Source organism: Acetivibrio clariflavus DSM 19732 (assembly GCF_000237085.1).
Taxonomy (GTDB): Bacteria; Bacillota; Clostridia; order Acetivibrionales; family Acetivibrionaceae; genus Acetivibrio; species Acetivibrio clariflavus.
This window is the reverse complement of record NC_016627.1, coordinates 3,590,793-3,617,188: the sequence shown is the minus strand read 5'-3', so window position 1 is coordinate 3,617,188 and position 26,396 is coordinate 3,590,793. Positions and strand designations below refer to the sequence as shown.

Genomic DNA, 26,396 nt, shown 5'->3' with positions numbered 1-26,396 from the left:
TTATAATTTTGGGACGATACAGCATTGCAAGCAATGAAGAAGCAGAAAGTGGGGAAGGATTATGGATTCGGAATCTCTAAAAAAAATACTGGAAAATGTTAGAAGCGGAAAACTGAGTGTGGATGAAGCTTTAGCCGAACTTAAAAATTTGCCTTTTGAGGATTTGGGATTTGCAAAGGTGGACCACCATAGAAATATACGAAACGGCTATCCTGAGGTTATATACTGTGAAGGTAAAACCCTTGACCAAATTAAAAGGATTGTGGAAAAGTTGATGCAAAAGAACAACAATATAATGGCTACAAGAGCGTCGGTCGAGGTTTATGAAAGTATACGGCAGATAACTGATGATGCTGTTTATTATGAGGATGCAAGAATTGTTGTTGTCAAAAAAAGGGATATTGGGAAATCCTCCAAAATGATTGCGGTGGTTACCGCCGGGACTTCGGATATTCCTGTGGCCGAAGAAGCTGCCGTTACTTGTGAGACAATGGGACAGTGGGTTGAAAGAGTATATGACGTTGGAGTTGCAGGCATACACAGACTTTTTGCCAAAGCCGATGTTATTATGAAAGCCAATGTTATTATTGTGGTGGCCGGAATGGAAGGGGCTCTGGCAAGTGTAGTTAGCGGATTTGTGGACAGGCCCGTAATAGCCGTTCCTACCAGTGTAGGATATGGGGCAAATTTCGGAGGTTTGTCCGCATTGCTTACCATGCTCAACAGTTGTGCAGCAGGTATCGGAGTGGTAAACATTGATAACGGATTTGGAGCAGGATTTCTTGCAACATTGATAAATAAAGACTAGAGAGGATTTGAAGCTATGAGAGTATTGTATTTTGATTGTTTTTCCGGTATCAGCGGAGATATGGTACTAGGTGCTCTGATGGACCTTGGAGTTGATGAAGAGGCTTTCAGACGAGAATTGGCCAAACTGAATCTTTCGGGTTACAGTATTGTATTTGAAAAGAAGCTTAAAAACTCAATTTCAGTAACCGATGTAAATGTGATTCTGGAGGAAAATCACAACCACAATCACGGACATGGCCATGAGCATGAGCATGGGCACGGTCATAATGCCAGAAATCTCAACGATATTGAAAAAATTATAGATTCCAGTGATTTAAACAGTAATGTAAAACAGTTCAGCAAGAAGGTATTCAGGGAAATTGCAAAAGCTGAGGCAAAGGTGCATAACAAGCCGGTTGAAGAGATACATTTTCATGAGGTGGGTGCGATTGACTCTATAGTGGATATTGTCGGTGCAGCCATATGCATCGACCTGCTTAAAATAGACAGGGTTTATTCTTCACCTCTCCATGACGGGAAGGGTTTTGTGGATTGTCAGCACGGCAGGCTTCCCGTACCGGTACCTGCTGTTTTGGAAATGCTTGCAGAAAGCAATATACCCTATATTGTGGAGGATGTAAACACGGAAATGGTTACTCCTACAGGCATCGGTATTATAAAGTGCCTTGCCGGCGGATTCGGTAACATGCCGGTAATGTCCGTTGAAAGGGTTGGATACGGTGCAGGAAAAAGAGACACTGGACGTTTTAATGCCTTAAGGTGCATTATGGGAACTATGGACGAAGAAGTTAACGGGGATAGGGTAATTGTGCTGAATACCAATATTGACGATATGAATCCCGAAATACTGGGATTTGTATTGGATAAACTTTTTGAAGCCGGGGCGTTGGATGTATATTATACTCCTGTTTATATGAAAAAGAACCGGCCTGCTGTAGAACTTACCGTATTATGTAGTGAGGATAAGGAACAAACTGTTGTGGATATAATTTTAAAAGAGACTACAACTTTGGGGATAAGAAGAACCTTTGCCGAAAGATACAAAATGGACAGGGAGATTGTTAAAGTGAGTACTCGGTATGGTGATGTAAAGGTCAAAGTGTCAAAGTTTGGAGAATTCAAAAAATTTGCGCCGGAGTATGAGGATTGCAGAGAGATTGCCCTAAATAAAAACGTGCCTCTGTGGGAAGTGTATAATGAAGTATATAAGAAAGGAATTTAGTGTGCATTGGTAGACGAATGGAAGGAGAAAAATGTTATATAATAAATTTTCAGAATATTTAAAAAATAAATATGGTTCTAAAGTATATAAGCTTCCGCTGAATTTGCCCGTTACCTGTCCTAACAGGGACGGAAAATTAAGTGATAAAGGATGCAGTTTTTGCGGGGAAGAGGGCGCGGGATTTGAAAATCTTCCCAGTTTTATGAGTGTCAGTGAACAGCTTGGCAGAAATTCAAAGTATATAGGCGAAAACTATAAATCCCAGAAATTCATTGCCTATTTTCAGAACTACTCCAATACCTACCTTCCATTGGAGAATTTTAAAGGATATATACTTGAAGCTTGCAGGGACAATATTGTAGCCATATATATTTCCACGCGCCCTGACTGTGTTGCTTCTGAGTATTTGGAGTTTTTAAAGGAAGTAAAGCAAGAAAAGTCAGTGGACATAGTAATTGAACTTGGGCTTCAAACAGTAAATTACCATACTTTGAAGCAACTGAACCGTGGACACTTACTTGCTGAATTTATCGATGCGGTTTTAGCGGTAAGAAGCTTTGGGCTGGAAAGCTGTGCCCATTATATTCTGGATATTCCTATGGATTCTATGGAGGATGTCATTGAAGGTGCAAGAGTACTGTCAGCACTAAAAGTAAATCAGGTTAAATGCCATTCCCTGTATATTCTCAAAGGGACCGAGCTGGGCGACAGATATTTAAAGGGAGAGATTGTTCCTGTGACTTATGAAGAATATATTGAAAGGGCAATAACTTTTTTGGAATATCTTGACCCTGAAATAGTTATCCAGAGACTTATCGGGCGTGCACCTGAAGAAAGAAGCCTGTTTTGTAACTGGGGAATGAGTTGGTGGAAGCTGCAGGACTTGATTGAGAAAAAAATGACCGAGGAAGGAAGATACCAGGGAAAACGGTTTGATTATCTCAACGGCAGGGCACTTAGGCATTTATAAAATATTTTTGTTTGATAATGACCTTTCAAAAATGGAGAATTTCAATGCTTTTAAATTTCTTACTTGTTTGAAATGGCAATTGGAAAGTTTTTAAGGACAAGTTTATAAAATCAATACAAATTTTGTTTTGCAATAGATGATAAATTTAGATATAATTAAGAATCATATTTTTGTTGAAGGAGTTGTTATCTTGAATAACGAGTTGGTTTTAGTTCTTGATTTTGGCGGACAATACAATCAGCTTATAGCAAGAAGGGTTAGAGAAGCAAATGTATACTGTGAAGTAATACCTTATAATTCTTCTATAGATAGAATAAAGTCAATGAATCCTAAAGGCATAATTTTAACCGGAGGACCTGCATCAGTACTTGATAAAAATGCGCCGTTTTGCGACAAAGAGGTATTCTCTTTGGGTATACCGGTATTGGGCATATGCTATGGAATGCAGCTTATGACCTATATGTTGGGTGGAGACGTTAAGAAGGCCGATTCCCGTGAGTACGGCAAAGTTGATATTACCTTTGATGTATCGAGTACTTTGTTTAAAGGTATTGATAAGGAATCGACTTGCTGGATGAGTCATACATATTTTGTGGACAAGATGCCCGAAGGATTTGTTAAGACTGCCCATTCTGAGAATTGTCCCACTGCAGCGATGGAAAATACGCAAAAGAAGCTATACGGTGTTCAATTCCATCCCGAAGTTCTTCATACTCCAAGAGGAAGAGATATTTTAAATAATTTCCTTTTTGATATCTGTGGCTGTTCCGGTGACTGGAAGGTGTCATCCTTTGTAGAGCAGTCGATTCAGGATATAAGAAAAAGAGTTGGAGACAAAAAGGTTCTGTGTGCCTTGTCCGGAGGTGTTGACTCTTCCGTTGCGGCGGTTTTGATTCATAGGGCAGTGGGTAAACAGCTTACCTGTATTTTTGTTGACCATGGATTATTGAGAAAGTATGAAGCAGATCAGGTTGAAGAAATATTCAGAAATAAATTTGATATAAACTTAATAAGAGTTAATGCTGAAGAGAGATTTTTGAATAGGCTTGCCGGGGTTACAGACCCTGAAACAAAGAGAAAGATTATCGGAGAAGAATTTATTAGGGTATTTGAAGAAGAAGCTAAGAAAATAGGAACAGTTGATTTTCTTGTCCAGGGAACCATTTATCCCGATGTAATAGAGAGCGGTTTGGGTAATGCGGCTGTTATAAAGAGTCACCACAACGTTGGCGGACTTCCCGACCATGTTGACTTTAAGGAAATAATTGAGCCTTTGAGAAGTCTCTTTAAAGACGAAGTAAGACTTGTTGGAAAAGAGCTGGGAATCCCTGATGAAATAGTTATGAGACAGCCTTTCCCAGGTCCCGGTCTTGGAATAAGAATTATCGGTGAAATAACTAAGGAAAAGCTGGAAATATTAAGGGATACCGATTACATCTTCCGTGAGGAAATTGCAAAGGCAGGTTTGGATAAGGAGATTAATCAGTACTTTACGGTACTTACCGGTATGAGAAGTGTTGGAGTAATGGGCGATGAAAGAACCTATGACTACACTCTTGCTCTTCGTGCAGTTACCACTACCGACTTTATGACTGCCGACTGGGCTCGTATTCCCTATGATGTATTGGAGAAAGTATCTAACAGAATAGTAAACGAAGTTAAACATATAAACAGGATAGTGTACGATATTACATCCAAGCCTCCGGCAACCATTGAATGGGAATAATATGTCGGTTGAATATTAAAACCGGGTTTGATGCCATTTTGGCACAAAAGGTTAATATAATGGTATTTTACAACCCGTCTATTCTTAAATTTAAGAGTAGGCGGGTTTTTTGCAGTGTTTTTATCAGTATTTTGCTTATGAAGTCACTTTTTTATAGCTGTTATGTAACTGGGATTAATTTGGCTAACTTTTATGAAATCTGGATTATGCAGGGATTGCAATTGAAATTTGGTATGGATTACAGGATAATGATATAGTAGGGAAAAACTGTTGTTAAATAAATATTAATATATTAATCTGGAATTAGTCTGTGATATTGGCTTGAGCTAATGATGGTATCTTTTAGCTTCATTTCTGATGGGTAGATTTATCTTTTTTATTTGCAAATTTGGTTTTGAAAGGATTGGAGCTGTTGAAGGAAGGCAAAGAATAATCAGGGGGATTTTAAACATGAAAATAAAAAAAATACTGGCAGTAATCTTTATATTAGGTTTATGTATTTTTACAATAGGATTCAAAGTTTTTGATATTTTTGGTATTAACAATAAATATAAAAAATTATATTTACCAAGGCCGGAACAAGAGCTTCCCGAAGTTCAATATGAAATTAATGAAGACTTATTTGATAAACTTCAACAGGAAGCAATTGTATATAAATTTAAGACTGATAAAAATCATAAAGAAAATGCTTAACTATTAGCCAAAAAATCGGTTCTGATGGTGAACTGGAATATGACTCGGAAAACAAAAGATATTACAGCACAAATGGCACTATCGATTTTGTCTATGAAGAAGATACCGGATACTGGTCATTTAAAAATTTAAAGGCTTTTGGTTCGAAGGAGAAAAATAACGTACCTAATGATAAAGATGCAATTGAAATAGCTAAAAAAGCAATAAAAGAATACGGTCTATATGATGAAAGATTTTCTGAAATTGTTGCAGTTGATCAAACATCTGGGGATGAACAATCAAATGATTTGAAAGTACTGGTTAAAGACGTTTATTTCTATCCTACAGTAAATGGTATGCCTGTTTATGGAATATCAAGAATTATTATATCTGTAGGTCATGAAGGTGAAATAATTGGAATTAGTAAATACTATAAAGATTATGAGGAATATGAGAAAGTTAAGTTAAAAGATCCTAAAAAGGCATTCGAAGAGTTAAAAAGTGGTGGAGGATCAAACAACATAGATCCAGATGCTATAAAAGCTAAAATTAATCACCATTTTAAATTGCAAGTTTAATTGCCTTACAAAATCTTACAGAACCCTGTTTTAAGCGACCACAATCTTTGCCATTTCATTCGCAGTTCGATAACCAAATATTCTCCTTGGGTAATTGTTCATCCAGTGCTCAATCCTTTTTATCTCTTTCTCCGTTAGTTTCCCTATATCCGTCCCTTTAGGAATAAATCGTCGAATCAGCTTATTAGCGTTTTCATTCGACCCTCGTTCCCATGAACTGTATGGATGTGCATAATATATCTTTAACCTCATCTTACCAGGAACAAGCACTGATGCCTCAAGCCCTTTGCTGTCCAGAAACTCTGTTCCATTATCTACTGTGACCGTTTTAAACAGTTTGGTAAACTTCTTCCCATACTTCCTTTCCAGTTTGTCTATCTCTTTCTTTACCGATGCCTGGCTTTTATCCGGCATCTTACGTATTATCTCCTGCCTCGTACTCCGTTCCGTCAGTACCAACAATGCTGCTCCCTTTTCTCCGCCTTTGCCAACTATACAATCCATCTCCCAATGCCCATATTCTCCTCTTTCTTCTATATGTGCCGGCCTTTCTTCTATGCTTGTCCCCCTCAAATTCTTTAATGCTATCCTTACTCTTCGGTATTTCCTCTTCTTCTTGTTCCGCTTTACCGGAAGGTCTTTGTTGCTTATATTAGCAAATATCCCTTTGTCTATGTAGTTGTATAGCGTCTTTGTGCAGATCATGGCTCTGAACCTTAACCCTTTGGCTTTTATCTCTCCTATCACCGCGTCCGGCGAATATTTGTCCTCTTTTATCCTCTTCTCTATGTAATTGGCTAGTTCATGGTCATGCCCGATCTTTAAACCCGCTCCTTTATTTGATGACGCCTCTTCATATCTTCGTTGTCCTACGTCTGCACAGTACTTCACTGAATAGGTCAGATCGCTGTTTAGCAACCTCACGCTGCCACGAGCTATTTCCCGTTCTATAGTCCGTCTGTCCCTTCCCATTACTTTGGCTATTTCCTTTGGTTTCTTACCTTCTTTCAATAATATTTCAATTTGATACCGTTCCCTCACATCCAGGTGTTTAAAACTTCTTCGTTTAGTGGTATTATTAAGGTGACTCATTTCGGACCCTCCAATATGTTTTGGTTTTGTCACTTAAAACATTATCAGAGGTTCTGATTTGAGTCACTTCTTTTTTATCATGTTTGGGCAATTAATTTTACAACTTACCCACCTATATCAGAATTAATTTCAAAATTGCGGTACGCAATCAGAGAAAGTACCTTTACATTATCTGCATCATATCCTGCATTTTTGACATTTTATCAGAGATTTTAGGCGTCTTATCCCAAATTTATTACAGGAATGGAGATATACCTTAGAATATGAAATGTAATAAAAATAAATTTAGGGAGGTATGAAAAATGGCTATGACAGATAGGGATTTATGGGACAAGTATGTAACTCAGCTAACCAACTATGTGACAGGAGGCCAATTTGACAAAGAGAATCAGGTAATATGTTTTGCCAGTAATACTCTTATGGTCGATTTGGCAAATAAGGATTCAAAAGTTTCAAACTACAATATTTACAACATTGGAAACTTAATTCTTAAATGCAGTCCTGCTTATACTCCACATAGCGATCTTATCGGTGCATACAGCAGCTTCCTGAATTATATTGATCTGGGTGGTGAGTATAATCCGAATTTAGACAGTCAGATTAACATAGCCGCCGGAAAATTGACAGAAGCCAGTCAAAACTTTCAAAAACAGTGTTCTCAAACAATACAAGATTGGAAAAATATGAAAGAGGCCATGCCGAATCTTGATTGGCCAACATACATACAGCAATTCGGATCAATTTACACTGAAGCAAAGGCTTACATGGATTCGTGTCAAACGGAATACAACAACCTCGTGAGAAAGAAATCCGGTAGCGATTATCAAGCACTTTTAAATGCTCAGTCGAGAGTGGGCTTTACCGGTGGCGCCCGTGACATAATAAATAAAAATCCATATAATATGTGGGCAAGAGTTGGAACAGAAGCTCCTCTTGGATGTGTAACCACTCTGCCTGGACAAACATTAGCTGAACCTGATTCTTCCTATGTTGACATATTGGTACCCGGTTATAACTTGAATGCTTTTTCGACGGCATATATGGAGTGGCAGGCTAAAAGCAGCAGGGGCATTGTAGATGTCGGTCCTTTGGAAATATCCGGATCGTCTGAGACTTTAAATTATAGTGAATTTGGTTGGAATACTTCAGTTAACGGTTCATATTTTGGAAAGTTCTTCTCGATATTTGGATCACTGGAAGCATCCGGCAAGGAAATAAAATCAGACTGGCAGCCTACAAACTTTAGTTTAAAGATATATTACACAGGCCTGCAAACATTTAAAATTGAACCTTTATTATGGTTCCAGCAGAGTTTTATTGAAAATTACAAAGATAAGCTCTTTAAGAATGCTCCGAATTTCTTCGGTAAGGATGGATCTTTAAGTCTGTTACCCTATGAAATTATAGTAGGATTTGAACCTAGGATTGAGTTGACTTTAAACAATAGCGATTATAAAGAGTTAAAAAGTGCATTTAATGCAAGTGCTTCATTATCTATAGGACCGTTTAGGATTGGTAAAGCAAATGTATCTACATATGGTTCAAAGGAAGATGTTAAGTTTTATGATGAGAGCAACACATTAACAGTTGGACCAATTAAATCACAATTACCGCTGCTTTTGGGAGTTATATGTTCAAAGTTGTAATCTCCGCCAATAAGTTAATCTTTTGTGCTAGCTAATAGTTTAAAATAAAGGAACATTATTACGAATTAATTATAGTAATCTTAATAAAAGAAAGTTACAGGATTGTAGCCTTGATAAGTTTCAGTTTTGGAAGGGCATTTTCCATTGGTAGCTCCATAACCTTTAATAGCTTTATGGAATTTTGCTCTTCCAAACTTATATACCGGTATAGGTATACTATCTCTTCTTACAAAAATCAAACCAAGCTTTTCCCGAGCCAATAGTGAATAATTCACCCAACAATAATTATGGTAATCATTTAACTATTGCTCCATATCAAATTGTTGATATTACAACGATTTGAAATATTTAACTGTAAATAAAGCTAGCACATCAAATTAATTTACTAAAATAAAGGGGGATTTCAGGGTGAACGGAGATTTTCATTTTTTTGGAACAGGTACAGCAGCTTTAGCTGCAGGACTAAGTGTTGAAGAGGCAACAATAGTTGCCAATGCCGCTGAATTTGTCGATTATTTTATAGGAGATTATTATTGGTCTTATTGGCAAATTGTAGCAGATGAAAGTTGGCAGCCAAAAGTACTTTTTAAAATAAAGTATCCTCAATTGACTGCCCAATCTACTATTGCTTGCTCCATTGATTATTATCCCGATTATTGGCTTGCATTTCATTTTCCTCCTGGCAATAAACAGCCTGTAGCAAAACCGTACTCCGGTGCAATGGCAGATTTGCAAAAACGTTATTTGAAAAAATTTGAACTGAGGTATGTAAATTCGAGAGTTAAGAACGCAACTCAGCTTTGCAGACCTTATAGCCAATTTGCAATTGATATGATCTATGATACACTTATAAAATACCAAGCTATTAAAACGGACCCTAATTGGAAGGACATTGTTAAAAAATCCATTTCAAGTGATAGATATATTAGTGATAAAATAGACCGAAACAAGTTAGCACTTATCTTTTTAGGTATTCGTATGCATGTATTGGCAGATACATGGGCACATCAAGATTTTACCGGCTTTTACGACATTAACATTAATTATATTGACGGTGATGTCTTGGCTGATGTAAATACTCCACGCAAAATGGAAAAAGCGCCGTTTTCTTTCCTTCCAGCCTTTGTAGTTGAAGACTACTTTACAGGAGAAAATACTTTTAGTGAATTTTTCAATATCGATACGGATATTATCTTTGCACCTAAATCGGGCTGTGGTCATGGAAATATGGGGCATTATCCGGACTATGGCTGGCTAAACATAGAATATCCGGCAGCTTGGAGGATTTGCAGTAATAATATCAAACGTGACAATCCTGGTCAATTCAAAGAAGCATGGAATGAGATGGCATCTGTAATTGCTATGTGCTTGAATAATCAAAGTACTATCCCGATGCCTGCCGATGTTGAACAAGATATTACAAAACGCTTTAAACTTAGTAGTACTAAAGTTTCTGCACCAATTGAATGCGAAAAAAATTGGGCAAGTAATTCCGGCAAGCCTTTAAAAGGAGTTACCCGATGGAAAGATAAAATAAAAGATCCTTATATTGGTGTAACTCATGGACTACCTATTTCAAGATGGGGAAATCTCTGGATAAAAGACGGTTCTATTCTTCATATGTATGAACTAGCAGCTTTGATGCACTTTTCCTGGTGTCAAAGTTGGACAAGGTCTCATCCGGAATATGGTTGGATGTGTACGACTATTAAAGAAAAGCCGAAAGCGCAATATGTCTTAGGTATGGAATTGAATAATAATTATCCCCATATTTTAGATAAGGATAAGGAGGATTAAAACATGATAATTATGTATGAGGATATAAAAATTGCTTCAGAACAAGAAAAAAAAGAGTACTTAATGCGTAAATTCATAAATTCTTCTGATTGTATGAAAACTTCACTTGAAACTTTTGAGAATTACAGTTTGGAAAAGGAGTTGCCACCGGTTGAAGAAGCAAAAAAACTTCCAATACTGAGCACGGCTCAAGAAAAACTATTGGAAAAAAGAAAGGCATGTGCATTAAACTTAGTGAGCCGTTATTTTATTTTGGATGAGAATGAAAAAGTGGAAGAAGATTTCTTTTCCTTTTTGCTGTCAGACTGGAAAGGTATAAAGAAAGGAACTCCGGTTCTTAGAAGAAAAACAAATATTTCCACTGTATATTTCTTTTTTGAGCATAATACAGTGGATCTAAGTTGTAATAAAGTTGAATCACTACCGGAGAATCCAATATTATCAAGTCATGAAAACATATTTAATAATGAAATGTTTTCTCCTGGAGATATTAAGCTTAAAAACCCTTTGGCAAGCATAGCTTTGAGTGTTGCCGGTGCAATTGCAGGTAAATTTGCTACTATGGCTATTGATAAAATTATGGGGACGAGCATTCCATCTTATTTTGATGAAGTATATTATGAGCAAGTGAGCTCCATTGTATCACAGGAATTGGATAAGCATATGATTAAAGAGATAACTGATGAATTTACTGCCAAACAAAATTGGATTGTTAATCACTATATTCCGTTAAAAAATCGAACTGTTGATCCACCGACATTAAAAAGGTTGGAAAAGGAATTAAATGACGCTCAAACAGAATTTTATTGTTATTTGGCCAAGCTTATGAATGAAAAAGTTTCATTATCCTGTTTAAAGGAATTTCTTATAGGTGCTAATATTCATTTGGCTTTGCTTCAGGAATTGATATTGGTTACAGACCAATCAAACTACAAGGAAGAATTTGTATTAAATATTACTAAATACATCCAACATGCGGAAGATACCTGGAATAAAATTTCAAATACCAGAAGGAATAAAATAATAACCTATAAGGAGAAATATTGTGAAACTCTGGATGTCGGAGTTGTAAAGTGTACTTTTTACTGGGTTGCTTCTGATGAGGTAAGCGGTTTAAGCCGAAGATACAAATATGAAAAGGAAGAAAATAAAGCCAGAGCGTCAGCCGAGTCTACTGCGAATATAATGAGAGCAAATGCAATTAATAATTTGAGTGAATTAATCGGACAACCTGCTGAGGTTGTAAACTGCTGGAAGAAAGCTAAAGAATTATACCTGTAATTAATAATGTTACCTTATTTGTCTAAATGAGATAAAAAGGATTAAAGTTTTCAAAAATAGTACTTTTTCAGCAGTTTCGAACTGTTCCTTTGACAGTTATGATAAATTTACTCCAACTTCCACGAATGTGTCGATTTAGGTGGCAAAGACAGTCTGAAGTTAGACGCTCAGATTGAAAGTGTCCGCAAAAAACTGAAAACAGTCAGCAATAATTTGAGAAAAATTTGTAATGAGACCTGTAATTTACATATTGCATAAGCATTAAAGTGAACAGCACCTGAAAGAAAGTGAAGATTACAGGATAGTGGTATAAGTGATAGAGCTAATACTTAAATAATATAAATATAGCAAAGGGGAGTAACATAAATAGAGCATCGTATTTCTGCAGTATGCAGGATATGATGCTCTATTAATATTTGTACCCATATAAAGCTAAACTTATATGTAATCAAAATTTATTGCCAAGTATTGACATGTACAAAAAAATATATTATTATATAGTTAAGTTGATTGACACAATATTCCTGATTTGTAAAAATAGGGATATTGTAAAACCTAATTTAAAAGGAGGAATTTGTATGCTTACTTGGAAAAAGAAAATTGCTGTCATTGCCGCAACTGTTTGTTTTAGCATTGGCTCAATAATGTGTTTTGCCGGTTCAGATGATGACACTGGATACACAGATTTGGGTTATAAAACTAGAATAACACTAACTGCATCTAAAGGATTATTAAATGCTAAAGCAACTGCAACAACAGGATGTGAACAGTCAAGTGGTACGACTATTACAGCAACCGCAACTGTTCGTATACTAAATTCAAGCGGTGGGTATGAGGTAATCAAAAGCGATTATAAGGATAGAACTGCTTATTCAACTATTAGTGCAAATATTCCAGCAGTAGAAGTTGAAGCTAGCGTATCCAATAGTAAAGCATACAGGGCTAATTCATCACACGCTGTTAATGGTGATTGTGGATATTGGTATGGAACATTATCGGCATATTTCTAATAACTATATAAAAATAGAATAGGAAAGGCGTTTTTCCGCTTTTCCTATTCTATTTACTTATTATTGGCTTTAGCCTGATTCACACGCAAAGCGTGTGAATCAAAAAACCACCCGCTATGCGGGTGCGAGACAGGAGTTATACAAAAAAATCACCTTTCCGTTATAATAGAGTTGTTCAAGCTACTATAATAACAAAAGGAAAGGTGATTTTAATGGCAAACAAAGAACACAGTTTAGCACGAACTAAATGGATGTGTAAATATCATATAGTATTTACACCTAAGTATAGACGAAAAATAATTTATAATCAATACAAACAAAGTATAAGGGAAATAATAAAACAACTATGCAAATATAAAGGAGTCGAGATAATAGAAGGACATTTGATGCCAGACCATATACATATGTTAGTAAGCATACCACCCAAAATGAGTGTATCAAGCTTTATGGGATACTTGAAAGGGAAAAGTGCACTTATGATATTTGATAGACATGCAAACTTAAAATATAAGTTTGGGAACAGACACTTTTGGGCGGAAGGATACTATGTAAGTACAGTAGGACTAAATGAAGCAACAATTAAGAAATACATACAAGAGCAATATAAACATGACATAATGATAGATAAGTTAAGTGTGAAAGAGTATGAAGACCCCTTTAAGGGGTAGTTGGTAATAAGTTCGTCCCTTTAGGGACTGCAAAAGTGACAAAGGCAAAGTGGCTTGAACGAAGTGAAAGCCAGCGTCTTTAGGCGCTGGCCGGTAACACGCCCTTATAGGGCTGAGCAAACCACCCGTTTTACGGGTGGTCATGATTTATTATGACTAAAATTTTATGTAATGAAAAGGTTAGGAGAGTCTTTTTGTTATAATGTTTAAATTTTCTAAAAATCTTTTGTTTTTAATGAAGAATAGTTCTGAATGAGGGAGAATCTTATGGTGATTACCAATATGAAGAAATGTTTGTCGACTTTGGTTTTTTTGATTGCAATTATTTTTTGCTTTTATGCTCTTCCGCAGTTTTTTGCCAAACCCCAAAATGAGAATTATTTCGATATATCTGTAGTTGGTTCTTACAGTAAAAAACTTGAACATAATGGACTGGTAAGTCTTCCGCCCAAAGGTGAGCTTAAAGGATATGGAATAAGAATATTTGGAATTGACGGGGTAATTTTAAATTCTATTGAGACAAGCAATGATAAATTAGAGTGTTATGTTTCAGTGGCAAATATTAATAACTACACTGATGAGTCTGCACTGGCAATATTTATCGATGGCATTATTCAAAACTTTTCGGTAGATGGTATGAAATTGGGAAATTACATCTATTTTTTTGATATGCCTGAACATTCTATAAGAAATATTCCGATTTCAATAGAAAAAGCTTTAATAGAAGATAAAAGTGAACATAATATAACTTTTGTATATATTAATAAATGTCAGGAGACCCCACAAAGTGGTATTTGTGATTCTTTCTTTATTGCTCCTTTATCTATTCCGTTAAAAATTAATGATGGGTTTAATTATTCATATGAAGATAAATCTAAAACAATTATTAGTGATACTGATAAAAAAGATGTTCCTATGTTTGATGAGGAAATACTTGTATCAATAGCGGATATTGATTCAAAAATAGATTTAACTGCTCAGAATAATTTGAATATACCTTTTGATGAATATATTAGAATTCGTGTTGATGCACACGATATATCAGAAAACATATATAAAACTTATATTTTTGCTAATGGTAATCCTTTAATTTTGGAGAATCAGAAAATGTATTTGAGATGGGCATCAACACCAGATAAAATAATGAGTTATGAATTGTCTATAAATTCTTTAGAAAACTCTATAAGACCAGGTAGTTATTCTTTATTTACTATTTCAGTACCTGAAGATATAAATAAATTTAAAGGTGCGTTTGAATCAAGAAAGTTTTTATTAAATGTAAAATAAAATGTTAATTAAATGAAATGTCTTGTTGCATAAAATTTCAAAAGACAGATATAATTATAAATTATAGCTTTCATAGGTAATGATCATAGTGACGGTTCAAACTACTGAAGAACTCTAAATAAAAAGTGTAAAATATTCAATAAATTTTAATATATATTAAGAAACCCCTAAATTGGTATAATGGAATTTCACAAAAATCATTACCATAAGGGGTTTTACAATGTTTGAAGATAAATATAATCAATTAAGCATCTACTCTATAATTATAATAATAATTAATGCAGTTGATTATAGATTCATTAATAAACCAATCGAAAAATGTTTTTTCTTTCATCGCGGGAGTTTAATGAGTTTGTTATGTTTTATTATCATATCTGAATGAACAGGTAACTCATTGAAAAAAAGTATACTGTGTGTTAAAATAACTTTATGTTTTGGGTTATCAATATTAATTCTGTATTATTGATAAGATCAAAGGCTTAAAATTATGAGCCGTTGGTCTTATTATGTTTATGGGAGGAAAAATAATGGAGGAAGTCAGGATAATATTAAATCAAATATCCATATTAACTTTATTGGGACTAATAGGATTTATAGCAGGAAAAACAAAGTACCTTCCGCAAAATGCGGGAATCGTTATATCAAGAGTTGTGGTAAAGCTGACGGCACCTTTTTTGATTTTTGTCACTTTGGCAAAACGGGAATTTAGTATAGAAAGTATAGCCAGTATACTGGGAGTGTTGCTTTTAGGAACCCTTTTTTTATTGACCTCCTTTTTAATCGGAAGTTTTGGATGTAAAATTTTGAAACTTGAAGGCGCTACAGCCAATATCTATAAAATGCATTCAGTGTTTGGCAATGTTATTTATCTTGCATTTCCGCTGCTCAGTTCCTTATTTGGAGATGACGGGCTTTTCTATGGAGTTGTTTTTTCAATTGCCAACGATACTCTTTTATGGACTTTGGGAATATTTTTAGTCAATAAACACAAGAAGACCAGTATAAAAGACAATCTTAAACATCTCATAAACGGTAATACCATGGCTATGTGTCTGGGACTTATAGTTTTGATTGTTAAAATGTTTCTGGGCCAATCGATAAATAATATACCTTATGTGCTTGAAGTGAGCGGTTTTGTGCATGACGTTCTGAACTCATTGGGATCTACTACTTTTCCGCTGTCAATGCTGTTTATCGGTTTGATATTATCGGAAATCAAAATTGAAAAGGTGTCGGATTTTGCTAAGAGGTTGCATATTTTTGTTTTAGCTCTGTTCAAGCTTATTATTGTGCCGGTATTGGCATTGATTTTGCTGTCTCTTACAGGGGATTGGATAGATCCGGTTGCTAAACATGTAATAGTGCTCGAGTTGGCAGTACCTTGCGGAACGATTGTTCCTGCACTGGCTGCCGAATATGGTTCCGATTATAGAACAGCTACCGAAAATGTATTTGTGACAACAGTTTTAGGCATATTATCCATGCCCTTAATAGTTTACTTAATGCAAATTATGATAAAGTGAGAATAGGTAAAAATACGAACATTAATTAATAATTTTTCTAAAATGTTCGGATTTTATTACTGTTTTCATTGACAAGCTTTATACATGTTTGATAGTATATTTGTGTGAGTTTTATATATTTAACATCCATTATTCATTTTTTTATTATTTCGGAATTAGGTGGAATAATAAAAAATGGTGGTTGAATTTGAGATTATAGGAGGCAGTGATTATGGAGAAACTATTTCGACTCAGGGAGAACGGCACAAATGTTAAGACTGAATTTATAGCAGGACTTACCACCTTTGTTACGATGGCTTATATTATTTTCGTAAATCCGGCAATACTAGGCAACACAGGTATGGATACCGGGGCGGTTTTTGTAGCTACTATTTTGGCCGCAGTAATAGGAACACTCGTTATGGGGCTGTTTGCTAATGTACCCTATGCACAGGCTCCCGGAATGGGTCTGAACGCCTTCTTTACATATACTGTTTGCGGTGCTTTGGGATTTTCATGGAGTCAAGCTTTGGCAATAGTATTTATATGCGGAATAATCAATATTCTTATAACTGCAACTCAAATCAGAAAAATGCTGATCAAAGCCATACCGGAAACGCTTCAATTGGCTATAGGCGGAGGTATAGGCCTTTTTATAACTTATGTGGGACTTAAGCAGGGACATTTCTTAAACTTTACATCTGAACCTCCAAATATAACTGCAACATTGGAAGGCGGCGGGGTTATTGCAAAAGATGTTGTTCCTTCCATTGTAAATTTTTCAGATCCGGTTTCTCTGTTGGCACTTATAGGGCTTGTTATAACTGTTATATTGATGCTTAAAAAAGTCAGAGGTGCAATTTTAATAGGAATTATATGTACAACAATACTAGGTCTTTTTATAGGGAATGTAACTCCTAGACCTGATTTTAGTTTGAGCAATTTTATGCCGCCTTCATTATCACCAACCTTATTTAAATTGGATTTTAAGGGATTGTTCGCCGATCCGTCAAAAATATTTATCGTACTGAGTACTGTATTGGCCTTTAGCTTGTCCGACACTTTCGATACTATCGGTACATTTATAGGAACAGGAAGAAAATCGGGTATTTTCGATAAAAAAGACGAGGAACAACTGGAAAACAGTAAAGGTCTGAAATCCAAAATGGACAGGGCTTTATTTGCAGATGCCATAGCCACATCCATAGGCTCATTGTTGGGGACAAGCAATACCACAACTTACGTTGAGAGTGCCGCTGGAATAAGTGCGGGCGGAAGAACGGGATTAACCTCAGTATTTACAGCTATGTTCTTTTTGCTGTCATTATTTTTGGCGCCTTTTGCTCAAATGGTAACTTCGGCTGCCACTGCACCGGCTTTAATTATAGTCGGAATATTGATGATGGAGTCTATGGCAAAAATTAAATGGGATGAATTTGAAGAGGCTGCAGTTGCTTTCTTTACAGTAGTAATCATGCCCTTTAGCTACAGTATTTCCAATGGTGTGGCTGCAGGATTCCTATTCTATATAATTACAAAAATCACACGCGGTAAAGCAAAAGAGGTACATCCTCTGTTATATATAGTTACATTGTTGTTTGTAATAGATTTTATAATTAAATAAAAAAATATAATTCTAACTTGGGAATAACGAAATTTCATTTAGAATTAACAGATTTTTCGTTATTCCTTAATATTTTTATTAATTTAAATTTTTTAAGGAGGGGTTTTATAATGGCTAACACAAATAAGAATTCAAAAGTTGCTGTTATAATGGGTAGTGATTCTGATTTTTCAGTTTTGAAAGATTGTATTAAACTTTTAAAGCAATTTAATGTCGAGGTTGAAGTAATGGTGTGTTCGGCACACAGAACTCCCGACAAGGCTGCAGAATTTGCAAAAAATGCCGAAAGCGAAGGCTTTGGTGTTATAATTGCGGCAGCCGGGAAGGCAGCACATCTGCCGGGTGTATTGGCAGCATACACGCCGCTTCCTGTTATTGGTGTGCCTATTAAATCATCCACAATGGATGGATTGGATTCATTACTGTCGATAGTTCAGATGCCCAGCGGAATACCTGTTGCAACAGTTGCGATAGATGGGGCGGAAAATGCTGCGTTGCTTGCAGTACAGATATTGTCAACTGCCAATGATGAACTTAGGACAAAAATGAAAGAATACAAAAAGAATCTTGCTAAAAAGGTTGAAGATAAAAATGCAGCACTTCAAGAGAAGTTAAAGGAAATATAGGAGATTGACTATTATGTATTATGAGAAGATTAATCAATATAACAATCTTTGCTGCGAGATCTTTGATGAAGAGGATTTCAGGCTTGACAAACTCAACGAAGAGTGCGGAGTATTTGGAATATATGACAGGGATAATTTAGACAGTGCTCGGCTGACCTATTATGCTTTATATGCGCTTCAGCACAGAGGCCAGGAAAGTGCAGGTATTGCCGTCAATAACGATGGAAATTTCATGTACCATAAAGATATGGGGCTGGTACCGGAGGTGTTTAACGAAGAAATAATAAACAGCCTGAAAGGTAAACTTGCTATTGGGCATGTGCGATATTCCACAACCGGAGCAAGTCTTAGGGAAAATGCACAGCCCATGGTTATCAGGTACAAAAACGGTTACATGGCCCTTGCCCATAACGGTAACCTTGTCAATGCCTCAGAGGTTAGGGGAAGGCTTGAAGAAGAAGGAGTAATATTTCAATCGAGCAACGATTCGGAAGTAATTTTGAATCTGATTTCGAGATATAGGCTGGCAAGCTCAAATATTGAAGAGGCCATTAAGAAAATGATGGATGAAATCAGAGGTTCCTATGCGCTGGTTATATTGACTCCAAGAAGGCTTATAGGTGTCAGGGATCCCTTTGGAATCAGACCCCTTTGCATAGGAAAAGTTGAAAATTCCTATGTTTTGGCTTCAGAGACCTGTGCATTGGATGCTGTTGGCGCTAAGTATGTAAGGGATGTCCAGCCTGGGGAAATTGTTTTGATTGATGACAAAGGTTTGAGTTCCATACAGGCAAAAGTTACGGGACAGTCAAGACTTTGCATATTTGAGCATATTTATTTTGCCAGACCCGATAGTTATATAGACGGTGCCAGTGTTTACAGAGCAAGGATTGAAGCCGGCAGAAGGCTGGCAAAGGACCATCCCGTTGACGCAGACCTGGTAATCGGTGTACCCGATTCCGGGCTGACAGCGGCCATGGGATATTCAATGGAGTCGGGAATTCCCTATGGAGTAGGGCTAATAAAGAACAGGTATATTGGCAGAACCTTTATACAGCCCGAACAGGCCCAAAGAGAAAAGGGAGTAAAAATAAAACTTAATGCATTAAAGGATGCAATTGATGGAAAACGTGTTATAATGATAGATGACTCGATAGTCAGAGGTACTACCAGCAGGAGAATTGTTCAGCTTTTGAGGGATGCGGGGGCAAAGGAAGTTCATATGATGGTAAGTTCTCCGCCTGTTAAATTTCCCTGTTATTTCGGCATTGATATTTCTTCGCAATCACAGTTGGTTGCTTCCAAGCATACTGTTGAAGAAATAAGGGATATGCTTGGCGCTGACAGCTTGGGATATCTTACCGTTGAGGGGATTTTGGAAGCGCCTAAGGGCTCAAAATGCGGATTTTGCACTGCATGCTTCAGAGGTGATTACCCTATGGAGGTGCCGAGTGAAGGGACGAAATATTCCTGCGGGTGAGAGTGTCTGTTGATTTTTATTACTTTAACAGTGTATGGGGGGAAGATTAATGAGCAGTTATAAAGATGCCGGTGTCGATGTTGAAGCCGGATATGAAAGTGTAAGGTTAATGAAAAAGGATGTACAAAGAACCTTTAGACCGGAGGTACTTACCGATATAGGTGGCTTTGGAGGTCTTTTTGCGCTTTGCAAAGATAAATACGAGGAACCGGTTTTGGTATCGGGAACTGATGGTGTTGGTACAAAGCTTAAAATAGCTTTTATAATGGACAAGCATGATACGATTGGAATTGATTGTGTCGCAATGTGCGTAAACGATATAGTCTGCAGCGGAGCAGAACCTTTGTTTTTCCTGGATTATATAGCTTTAGGCAAGAATAAGCCTGAGAAAGTTGCAGAAATTGTCAAGGGAGTGGCAGATGGATGTGTTATGGCCGGATGCTCCCTTATTGGCGGTGAAACGGCTGAAATGCCGGGTTTTTATCCGGCGGATGAATATGATGTAGCCGGATTTGCAGTGGGTATTGTTGACAGGAAGAAAATAATTGACGGTAAAAAAATTAAGGCCGGAGATAAACTTATAGGGATTTCATCCTCAGGGATACACAGCAACGGTTACTCCCTTGTAAGAAAAATATTGACACCTAATAATGAAAAATTGAGCGAGAAAGTTACAGCTTTGGGAAATACACTGGGAGAAGAGCTTTTGAAGCCAACAAAAATATATGTAAAGACCATTCTCGATTTAAAAGATAAATTCGAAATAAAAGGAATAGCCCATATCACAGGAGGAGGCTTCTATGAGAACTTACCGAGAATGCTTCCGGAAGGATTGGGAATAAAAGTTAAGAAAGGTACTTGGCCGATACTTCCTATTTTTGATTTAATTCAGAATCTTGGAAATGTAAGTGAAAAAGATATGTTCAATACCTTTAATATGGGCATAGGAATGGCTATTGCTGTAGACAGCAAAATAGCAAATGAGGTTGTAAGCTACCTGAACAGGGATAAAGAAGAAGCTTACATAATTGGTGAAATAGTAAGCGGAAAGTCTGAGGTAGAGATATGCTGAAGTTAGGTGTACTGGTATCGGGCGGAGGTACAAACCTTCAAGCTATTATAGATAAAATTGAAAGCGGTTATTTAAGTAATTGCACCATTGTTACTGTGATATCCAGCAAACCGGATGCATATGCTCTGGAAAGGGCTCGTAAGCACAATATTGAAGGAGTATGTATTCCGAGGAAAAGTTTTGATTCAATAGAGGAGTACGATCGTGCTTTGATTGCCCACCTGGAAAAGCGGGACGTGGACCTTGTAGTAATGGCTGGCTTCCTATCCATACTGGGGGAAACGTTTACAAAGAGATACAAAAATCGTATAATTAATGTGCATCCTTCGCTTATACCATCATTTTGTGGTAAAGGTTATTATGGGTTGATTCCCCATATAAAGGCACTGGAGTATGGCGTAAAGGTGACAGGTGCTACTGTTCATTTTGTAGAGCTTGAGGCCGATGCAGGCCCTATTATTTTGCAGAAAGCTGTTTATATAAATGAAGACGATACTCCTGAAACTCTTCAAAAGAGAGTCATGGAGGAAGCTGAGTGGGATATCCTGCCAAGAGCCATAAAGCTGATTTCTGAAAATAAAGTGGTTGTTGAGGGACGAAAAGTTAAGATTCTTGATTAAGTTATTTATATTTATAAAAATAAAGGGAGTGGTAGTGTGATAAAGCGCGCATTGATAAGTGTATCCGATAAGACCGGAATTGTAGAGTTGGCAAAGGAACTCTCAAATATGGGGATTGAAATAATATCCACCGGCGGTACTCAAAAGATTTTAAGCGATTCAGGAATAAAAGTTATAAATATATCCGATATAACGGGATTTCCGGAATGCCTTGACGGAAGGGTTAAAACTCTCCATCCCAAGGTACACGGCGGACTTCTTGCAATGAGAAGCAATCCTGAACATATGAGACAAATTAAGGAACTTGGTATAGAGCCCATAGATATGGTTATTATCAACCTCTATCCTTTTAAACAGACTATAATGAAAGAAAATGTAGAGTTGGAAGAGGCTATAGAGAATATTGATATAGGCGGTCCTACAATGCTTCGTGCGGCAGCAAAGAATTATCAGGACGTGGTTGTAATAGTGGATCCGGCCGACTATCAAATGGTTATTGATGAGCTCAAGTCAACAAAGGATGTATCGGTAAAGACCAAATTTAAACTTGCTTCTAAAGTATTTGAACATACAAGCCATTATGATACATTGATTGCCAAGTATTTAAGAGAAAAGGTTGGAGAAGAGGAATTCCCGCAGACTTTGTCCCTTACTTTTGAAAAGGTTCAGGAAATGAGATATGGGGAAAATCCTCATCAAAAGGCTGTTTTCTACAAGGAAGTAGGTGCAAATGTGGGCTGCTTGTCGTCTGCAAAACAGCTTCACGGTAAAGAGCTGTCCTTTAACAATATCAATGACGCCAATGGAGCCCTTGAGTTGCTGAAGGAGTTTGACGAGCCTACAGTGGTTGCGGTTAAGCATGCAAATCCATGCGGTGTTGGAAGTGCAGATAATATTTATGATGCTTACATAAAAGCTTATGAATCGGATCCTGTGTCCATATTCGGAGGAATACTGGCTGCAAACAGAGAGATTGACGAGAGAACTGCAGAAGAGATTAATAAGATATTTATAGAAATCGTAATTGCACCGTCTTTTACAGAAGGTGCCCTGAAAATCCTTACTCAGAAGAAAAATATAAGAATTATGCAGCTTGACAATATCTCTGCAAAGTTGCCTTCCGGTACATATGATATGAAAAAGGTGGCAGGAGGTCTTTTGGTACAAAGTTATAATAATGACCTCTTAAATATTGATGAACTCCAATATGTTACCGAAAAGAAACCTACAAAGGAAGAATTGGAAAGTCTTATTTTTGCAATGAAGGTAGTTAAGCATACAAAATCCAACGGTATAGTTTTGGCAAAAGGCAGACAAACCATAGGAGTTGGTCCGGGACAAACCAACAGAATTATGGCGGCAAAGATTGCCATAGAATATGCCGGAGATAGGGCTAAAGGTGCAGTTATGGCCTCGGATGCGTTTTTCCCATTCCCTGACTGTGTTGAAGCAGCTGCTGCAGCCGGAATTACAGCAATAATTCAACCCGGTGGTTCTATAAAGGACCAGGAATCCATTGACGCCTGCAACAAACATGGCATAGCAATGGTGTTTACAGGAATGAGACATTTCAAGCACTAATTTAGGGGGGGATACAATGAAGGTTTTGGTTGTAGGAAGCGGTGGACGGGAACACGCTATCGTGTGGAAAATTGCCCAAAATAAGCAGGTAGAGGAATTGTACTGTGCTCCTGGAAATGGTGGAATATCGGCTATTGCAAAATGTGTGCCTATAAAGGCCATGGATATAGATGGAATTGTAAACTTTTCAAAGGAAAAGAAGATTGACCTGGTAGTGGTTGCACCCGATGACCCTCTGGCGGCCGGAATGGTAGATGCTCTTGAAAATGAGGGAATCAGGGCATTCGGACCAAGAAAAAATGCGGCTATAATTGAAAGCAGCAAAGCTTTTGCTAAAGACCTTATGAAGAAATATAATATTCCTACGGCAAAATATGAGGTTTTTGAAAAGAGCAGCGATGCGTTGGAATATTTAAAAAATCAGAAATTTCCCATAGTTGTTAAGGCTGACGGTTTGGCTTTGGGTAAAGGGGTTATAATTGCCCAGAACCTTGAGGAAGCCAGAGAAGCTGTAATTAATATCATGGAGAATAAAGCTTTCGGAGAAGCCGGTAACAAGGTGGTAATTGAGGAGTTCATGGTAGGTCCTGAGGTATCGGTACTTGCCTTTACAGACGGAAAGACAATAAAACCCATGGTAAGTTCCCAGGACCACAAAAGGGCATTGGATAATGACCAGGGGCTTAACACCGGAGGCATGGGAACTTTCTCTCCAAGCAGAATCTATACCAAAGAGATGGAAGATTACTGCATGGAGAAGATATTTAAGCCTACAGTGGGGGCCATGAATAAAGAAGGCAGGAAATTCAAAGGGGTATTGTACTTCGGGCTTATGATAACAGCAGACGGACCGAAGGTTTTGGAATACAATGCAAGGTTCGGAGACCCAGAGACCCAGGTTGTCATTCCAAGATTAAAGACTGACCTTGTTGATATATTCAATGCCGTTATTGATGAGAGACTGGACGTAGTCGATATCGAGTGGGAGGACAACGCTGCGGTATGTGTAATTATGGCATCGGGCGGATATCCTAAAGAATACAAGACCGGATATGAAATAACAGGCCTTGATGAAGCGCAGAAGGACAAGAACATAGTTGTTTTCCATGCCGGCACAAAATTTGAGGATGGAAAATACTATACTTCCGGCGGAAGAGTCCTCGGAGTAACGGCTGTGGAAAGCAATCTGGATCTGGCAATTAAAAAGGCTTATGAAGGTGTTTCAAAGATTAGCTTTAAAGATATGCACTACAGGAAAGATATCGGTATAAAGTAATAATAGATTTGAAAAAGGCTCCGGAAGATTGATGGTTTTCCTGAGCCTTTTATATTATGTTTAATGTTTGGTTTGCTGTGATAAAGTCTATATTGCTCAAAATAATGCAAATGGCTAATTTTCTGGTGATTTATAATTTATTTCTTTTTGAGCAGGTTAAATTATTTGGTGTCGAATAAGAGATTATTTGGGGAACAATATGCAGATATTTCCCGGGAAATGTAGAAATACGATAAAAAATAAATAGTGTCTTAAGAGCAAAGTCAATAAATTTGATTTTCTTTATGATTTTTCTTTATAATATTGATAATTTCTAAAAAAATACCGGATGGGTCAAATTTATTCCTCCTGATGGAAGGTTTTGCGAAATGTAGCATGCCTAATGGACCGCGGTAATAAAACTTGGAGGGTAAATAATGAAAATTGTTGTTATTAACGGCACAGAAGTAAAAGGTTGCACTTATCATATTAAAGAAATTTTTTTGTCTGTATTGAAAAAAGAAAATGAAATTATAGAGTTTTATCTTCCGAAAGATATGCCGCACTTTTGTATCGGTTGCAAGACGTGCTTTTTTAAGAGTGAAAGTTTATGCCCTCATGCGGGATATGTAATGCCGATATGGAATGAAATGCTTAAAGCTGATTTGCTTGTACGGTAAAAGTTCTCTTTTTTATATGTAAGATGATTCATATAGGACTGCTGAAAAAAGAGGAAATTCCTTCTGCCGATAATCAGCATTGGATTGATAATGGATGGATAAAAAGATAGGGTTTAAGTTTTTGTAAGGAGGAAAAATTCCCATATTTAAAGAAAAAAATTATGACAAGTTTGTTGTAAAGCCGAAATAGGATGAAGACAAAAGAAAAATTACTTGCCGGAAAAACGGAAGCCCTACAGAAAAAATACAAGCAAGGTGGAGGATTTATGAGAATCATTAAAGCAGAACCAAAAGACATCAATACCGTGCATGAAATTGTCCATAAAACGGTAAGTGCCATATATCCCCAATATTATCCTGAAGGCGTTATTAAATTTTTTCTGGAACATCATTCGCTAAATAATTTAAAGACTGCTTTGGAAAAAGAATATGTATTATTGCTAGAAGATTTCGGTCAGATAGTGGGAACGGGTGCACTTTGGGAGAATGAAATAAAGAGAGTATTTATTCTGCCTGAATTTCAGAAAAAGGGATATGGCAGCTTTTTGCTGGATGAATTGGAGAGAACGGCCATGGAAAAGGGGTATTGTGAAGTTGTACTGGATACATCCCTTCCGGCATACAGGCTGTATCAAAAGAGAGGTTATGATCCGCTGGAATTTATAAGTATGACTACCGAAAGCGGACAAGTACTCTGTTATTATAGAATGTCAAAAAACTTGAACGGAAAGTATTCTGCAATTGATTATAACAACAAGGTTTTTGTTTCAACCTCTAACAGTGATAATGGAGAGGTTTCGGACAAAACCGTATTTAATTACAGGCAATGGAAGGACATAATTTGGGCCTGTTATTCAGGGGGAAATATAGTGAAGGGATATTTGGTGGGAAAATGCCATAAAGACGGTAAGCTGGAGTTTAGCTACCAGCATGTGAATACAAAAAAAGAGATTCGGACGGGAAAATGTAAATCTATCCCCGAGATACTTCCCGACGGCAGGATAAGGCTATTGGAAAGCTGGGAATGGACGAACGGAGACAGGTCGAAGGGCAGTTCCGTTATTGAAGAAACAAGGGAAAAGAATGGGTTGTAGTTATGAGATTATTAATGGTTTTGTAGTAAAAAAATTTTGAAACCTTTCGGGAAGAAGTGAAAGCTTTTTGCCGATAAGAAGTTTATTCGGTTTGGCAAATAAA

General features: G+C 36.9%; 23 protein-coding genes and 1 pseudogene. 22 read left to right on the top strand and 2 right to left on the bottom strand.

Annotated features, from left to right (window positions below):
• Nucleotides 1–61 precede the first annotated feature (61 nt).
• The 6 genes from larB to CLOCL_RS21205 all read left to right on the top strand — a co-directional run bounded on the left by larB (nucleotide 62) and on the right by CLOCL_RS21205 (nucleotide 5,978).
• On the top strand, nucleotides 62–808 hold the full coding sequence (gene larB / locus CLOCL_RS15120; protein WP_014256156.1) for a nickel pincer cofactor biosynthesis protein LarB: 747 nt from the start codon (nucleotides 62–64) through the stop codon (nucleotides 806–808).
• Between the two features lie 15 nt (nucleotides 809–823).
• Entirely contained in the window at nucleotides 824–2,032 is a 1,209-nt protein-coding gene (gene larC, locus CLOCL_RS15115) for a nickel pincer cofactor biosynthesis protein LarC (RefSeq protein WP_014256155.1), read from the top strand.
• Between the two features lie 31 nt (nucleotides 2,033–2,063).
• Nucleotides 2,064–3,002, top strand: a complete 939-nt coding sequence (gene mnmL, locus CLOCL_RS15110; protein WP_014256154.1) for a tRNA modification radical SAM protein MnmL/YtqA — start codon at nucleotides 2,064–2,066, stop codon at nucleotides 3,000–3,002.
• 190 nt (nucleotides 3,003–3,192) lie between these two features.
• A complete protein-coding gene (gene guaA / locus CLOCL_RS15105) occupies nucleotides 3,193–4,728 on the top strand; it encodes a glutamine-hydrolyzing GMP synthase (protein WP_027621875.1) in 1,536 nt (511 codons plus the stop codon).
• Nucleotides 4,729–5,178: 450 nt separating this feature from the next.
• Entirely contained in the window at nucleotides 5,179–5,421 is a 243-nt protein-coding gene (locus tag CLOCL_RS21210) for a hypothetical protein (RefSeq protein WP_051411198.1), read from the top strand.
• 287 nt (nucleotides 5,422–5,708) lie between these two features.
• A complete protein-coding gene (locus CLOCL_RS21205) occupies nucleotides 5,709–5,978 on the top strand; it encodes a hypothetical protein (protein WP_052306605.1) in 270 nt (89 codons plus the stop codon).
• 30 nt (nucleotides 5,979–6,008) lie between these two features.
• Here the strand turns inward: CLOCL_RS21205 and CLOCL_RS15090 are convergent, their stop codons facing one another.
• A complete protein-coding gene (locus CLOCL_RS15090; RefSeq protein ID WP_014253858.1) occupies nucleotides 6,009–7,070 on the bottom strand; it encodes an IS30 family transposase in 1,062 nt (353 codons plus the stop codon).
• A gap of 302 nt (nucleotides 7,071–7,372) precedes the next feature.
• Between CLOCL_RS15090 and CLOCL_RS15085 the strand changes: the two genes are divergently transcribed.
• Nucleotides 7,373–8,716: a hypothetical protein gene (locus CLOCL_RS15085; RefSeq protein ID WP_014256152.1), complete on the top strand. Its 1,344-nt coding sequence runs from the start codon at nucleotides 7,373–7,375 to the stop codon at nucleotides 8,714–8,716.
• Between the two features lie 104 nt (nucleotides 8,717–8,820).
• Here the strand turns inward: CLOCL_RS15085 and CLOCL_RS23330 are convergent.
• Nucleotides 8,821–9,065, bottom strand: a pseudogene (locus CLOCL_RS23330) (IS982 family transposase); the annotation flags it as partial.
• A gap of 59 nt (nucleotides 9,066–9,124) precedes the next feature.
• On the opposite strand from CLOCL_RS23330, the gene CLOCL_RS15075 reads away from it, so the two are divergent.
• The 15 genes from CLOCL_RS15075 (at nucleotide 9,125) to CLOCL_RS23325 (ending at nucleotide 26,293) form a co-directional block, all read left to right on the top strand.
• Complete coding sequence (locus CLOCL_RS15075; RefSeq protein ID WP_014256151.1) at nucleotides 9,125–10,513, top strand: DUF6765 family protein; 1,389 nt, start codon at nucleotides 9,125–9,127, stop codon at nucleotides 10,511–10,513.
• Between the two features lie 3 nt (nucleotides 10,514–10,516).
• Nucleotides 10,517–11,794 (top strand): delta endotoxin-like protein, encoded by a 1,278-nt coding sequence (locus tag CLOCL_RS15070; RefSeq protein ID WP_014256150.1) that lies wholly within the window; start codon nucleotides 10,517–10,519, stop codon nucleotides 11,792–11,794.
• Nucleotides 11,795–12,372: 578 nt separating this feature from the next.
• Nucleotides 12,373–12,804, top strand: a complete 432-nt coding sequence (locus CLOCL_RS15065; protein ID WP_014256149.1) for a hypothetical protein — start codon at nucleotides 12,373–12,375, stop codon at nucleotides 12,802–12,804.
• Between the two features lie 212 nt (nucleotides 12,805–13,016).
• Nucleotides 13,017–13,472 carry an IS200/IS605 family transposase gene (gene tnpA, locus CLOCL_RS15060; protein ID WP_014253709.1) on the top strand — a complete coding sequence of 152 codons (456 nt, stop codon included), beginning with the start codon at nucleotides 13,017–13,019 and terminating at the stop codon, nucleotides 13,470–13,472.
• A 267-nt stretch (nucleotides 13,473–13,739) separates the two neighbouring features.
• A complete protein-coding gene (locus CLOCL_RS15055) occupies nucleotides 13,740–14,759 on the top strand; it encodes a hypothetical protein (protein WP_014256148.1) in 1,020 nt (339 codons plus the stop codon).
• 527 nt (nucleotides 14,760–15,286) lie between these two features.
• Nucleotides 15,287–16,282 carry an AEC family transporter gene (locus CLOCL_RS15050; RefSeq protein ID WP_014256147.1) on the top strand — a complete coding sequence of 332 codons (996 nt, stop codon included), beginning with the start codon at nucleotides 15,287–15,289 and terminating at the stop codon, nucleotides 16,280–16,282.
• Nucleotides 16,283–16,493: 211 nt separating this feature from the next.
• Complete coding sequence (locus tag CLOCL_RS15045; RefSeq protein WP_014256146.1) at nucleotides 16,494–17,885, top strand: NCS2 family permease; 1,392 nt, start codon at nucleotides 16,494–16,496, stop codon at nucleotides 17,883–17,885.
• Between the two features lie 110 nt (nucleotides 17,886–17,995).
• Nucleotides 17,996–18,511 (top strand): 5-(carboxyamino)imidazole ribonucleotide mutase, encoded by a 516-nt coding sequence (purE, locus tag CLOCL_RS15040; RefSeq protein ID WP_014256145.1) that lies wholly within the window; start codon nucleotides 17,996–17,998, stop codon nucleotides 18,509–18,511.
• Nucleotides 18,512–18,524: 13 nt separating this feature from the next.
• Nucleotides 18,525–19,991, top strand: coding sequence for an amidophosphoribosyltransferase (gene purF / locus CLOCL_RS15035; RefSeq protein WP_014256144.1), 1,467 nt, complete (start codon nucleotides 18,525–18,527; stop codon nucleotides 19,989–19,991).
• 49 nt (nucleotides 19,992–20,040) lie between these two features.
• Nucleotides 20,041–21,063 carry a phosphoribosylformylglycinamidine cyclo-ligase gene (gene purM, locus CLOCL_RS15030; protein ID WP_014256143.1) on the top strand — a complete coding sequence of 341 codons (1,023 nt, stop codon included), beginning with the start codon at nucleotides 20,041–20,043 and terminating at the stop codon, nucleotides 21,061–21,063.
• Nucleotides 21,057–21,683 (top strand): phosphoribosylglycinamide formyltransferase, encoded by a 627-nt coding sequence (gene purN, locus CLOCL_RS15025; RefSeq protein WP_014256142.1) that lies wholly within the window; start codon nucleotides 21,057–21,059, stop codon nucleotides 21,681–21,683. Before purM ends, purN begins: the two co-directional genes overlap by 7 nt.
• 36 nt (nucleotides 21,684–21,719) lie before the next feature.
• Nucleotides 21,720–23,264, top strand: a complete 1,545-nt coding sequence (gene purH / locus CLOCL_RS15020; RefSeq protein WP_014256141.1) for a bifunctional phosphoribosylaminoimidazolecarboxamide formyltransferase/IMP cyclohydrolase — start codon at nucleotides 21,720–21,722, stop codon at nucleotides 23,262–23,264.
• A 16-nt stretch (nucleotides 23,265–23,280) separates the two neighbouring features.
• Nucleotides 23,281–24,540, top strand: a complete 1,260-nt coding sequence (gene purD / locus CLOCL_RS15015; RefSeq protein WP_014256140.1) for a phosphoribosylamine--glycine ligase — start codon at nucleotides 23,281–23,283, stop codon at nucleotides 24,538–24,540.
• Nucleotides 24,541–24,956: 416 nt separating this feature from the next.
• Nucleotides 24,957–25,199 carry a flavodoxin family protein gene (locus CLOCL_RS15010; protein ID WP_245532803.1) on the top strand — a complete coding sequence of 81 codons (243 nt, stop codon included), beginning with the start codon at nucleotides 24,957–24,959 and terminating at the stop codon, nucleotides 25,197–25,199.
• Nucleotides 25,200–25,465: 266 nt separating this feature from the next.
• Nucleotides 25,466–26,293 (top strand): GNAT family N-acetyltransferase, encoded by an 828-nt coding sequence (locus CLOCL_RS23325; protein WP_014256139.1) that lies wholly within the window; start codon nucleotides 25,466–25,468, stop codon nucleotides 26,291–26,293.
• Nucleotides 26,294–26,396: the final 103 nt, after the last annotated feature.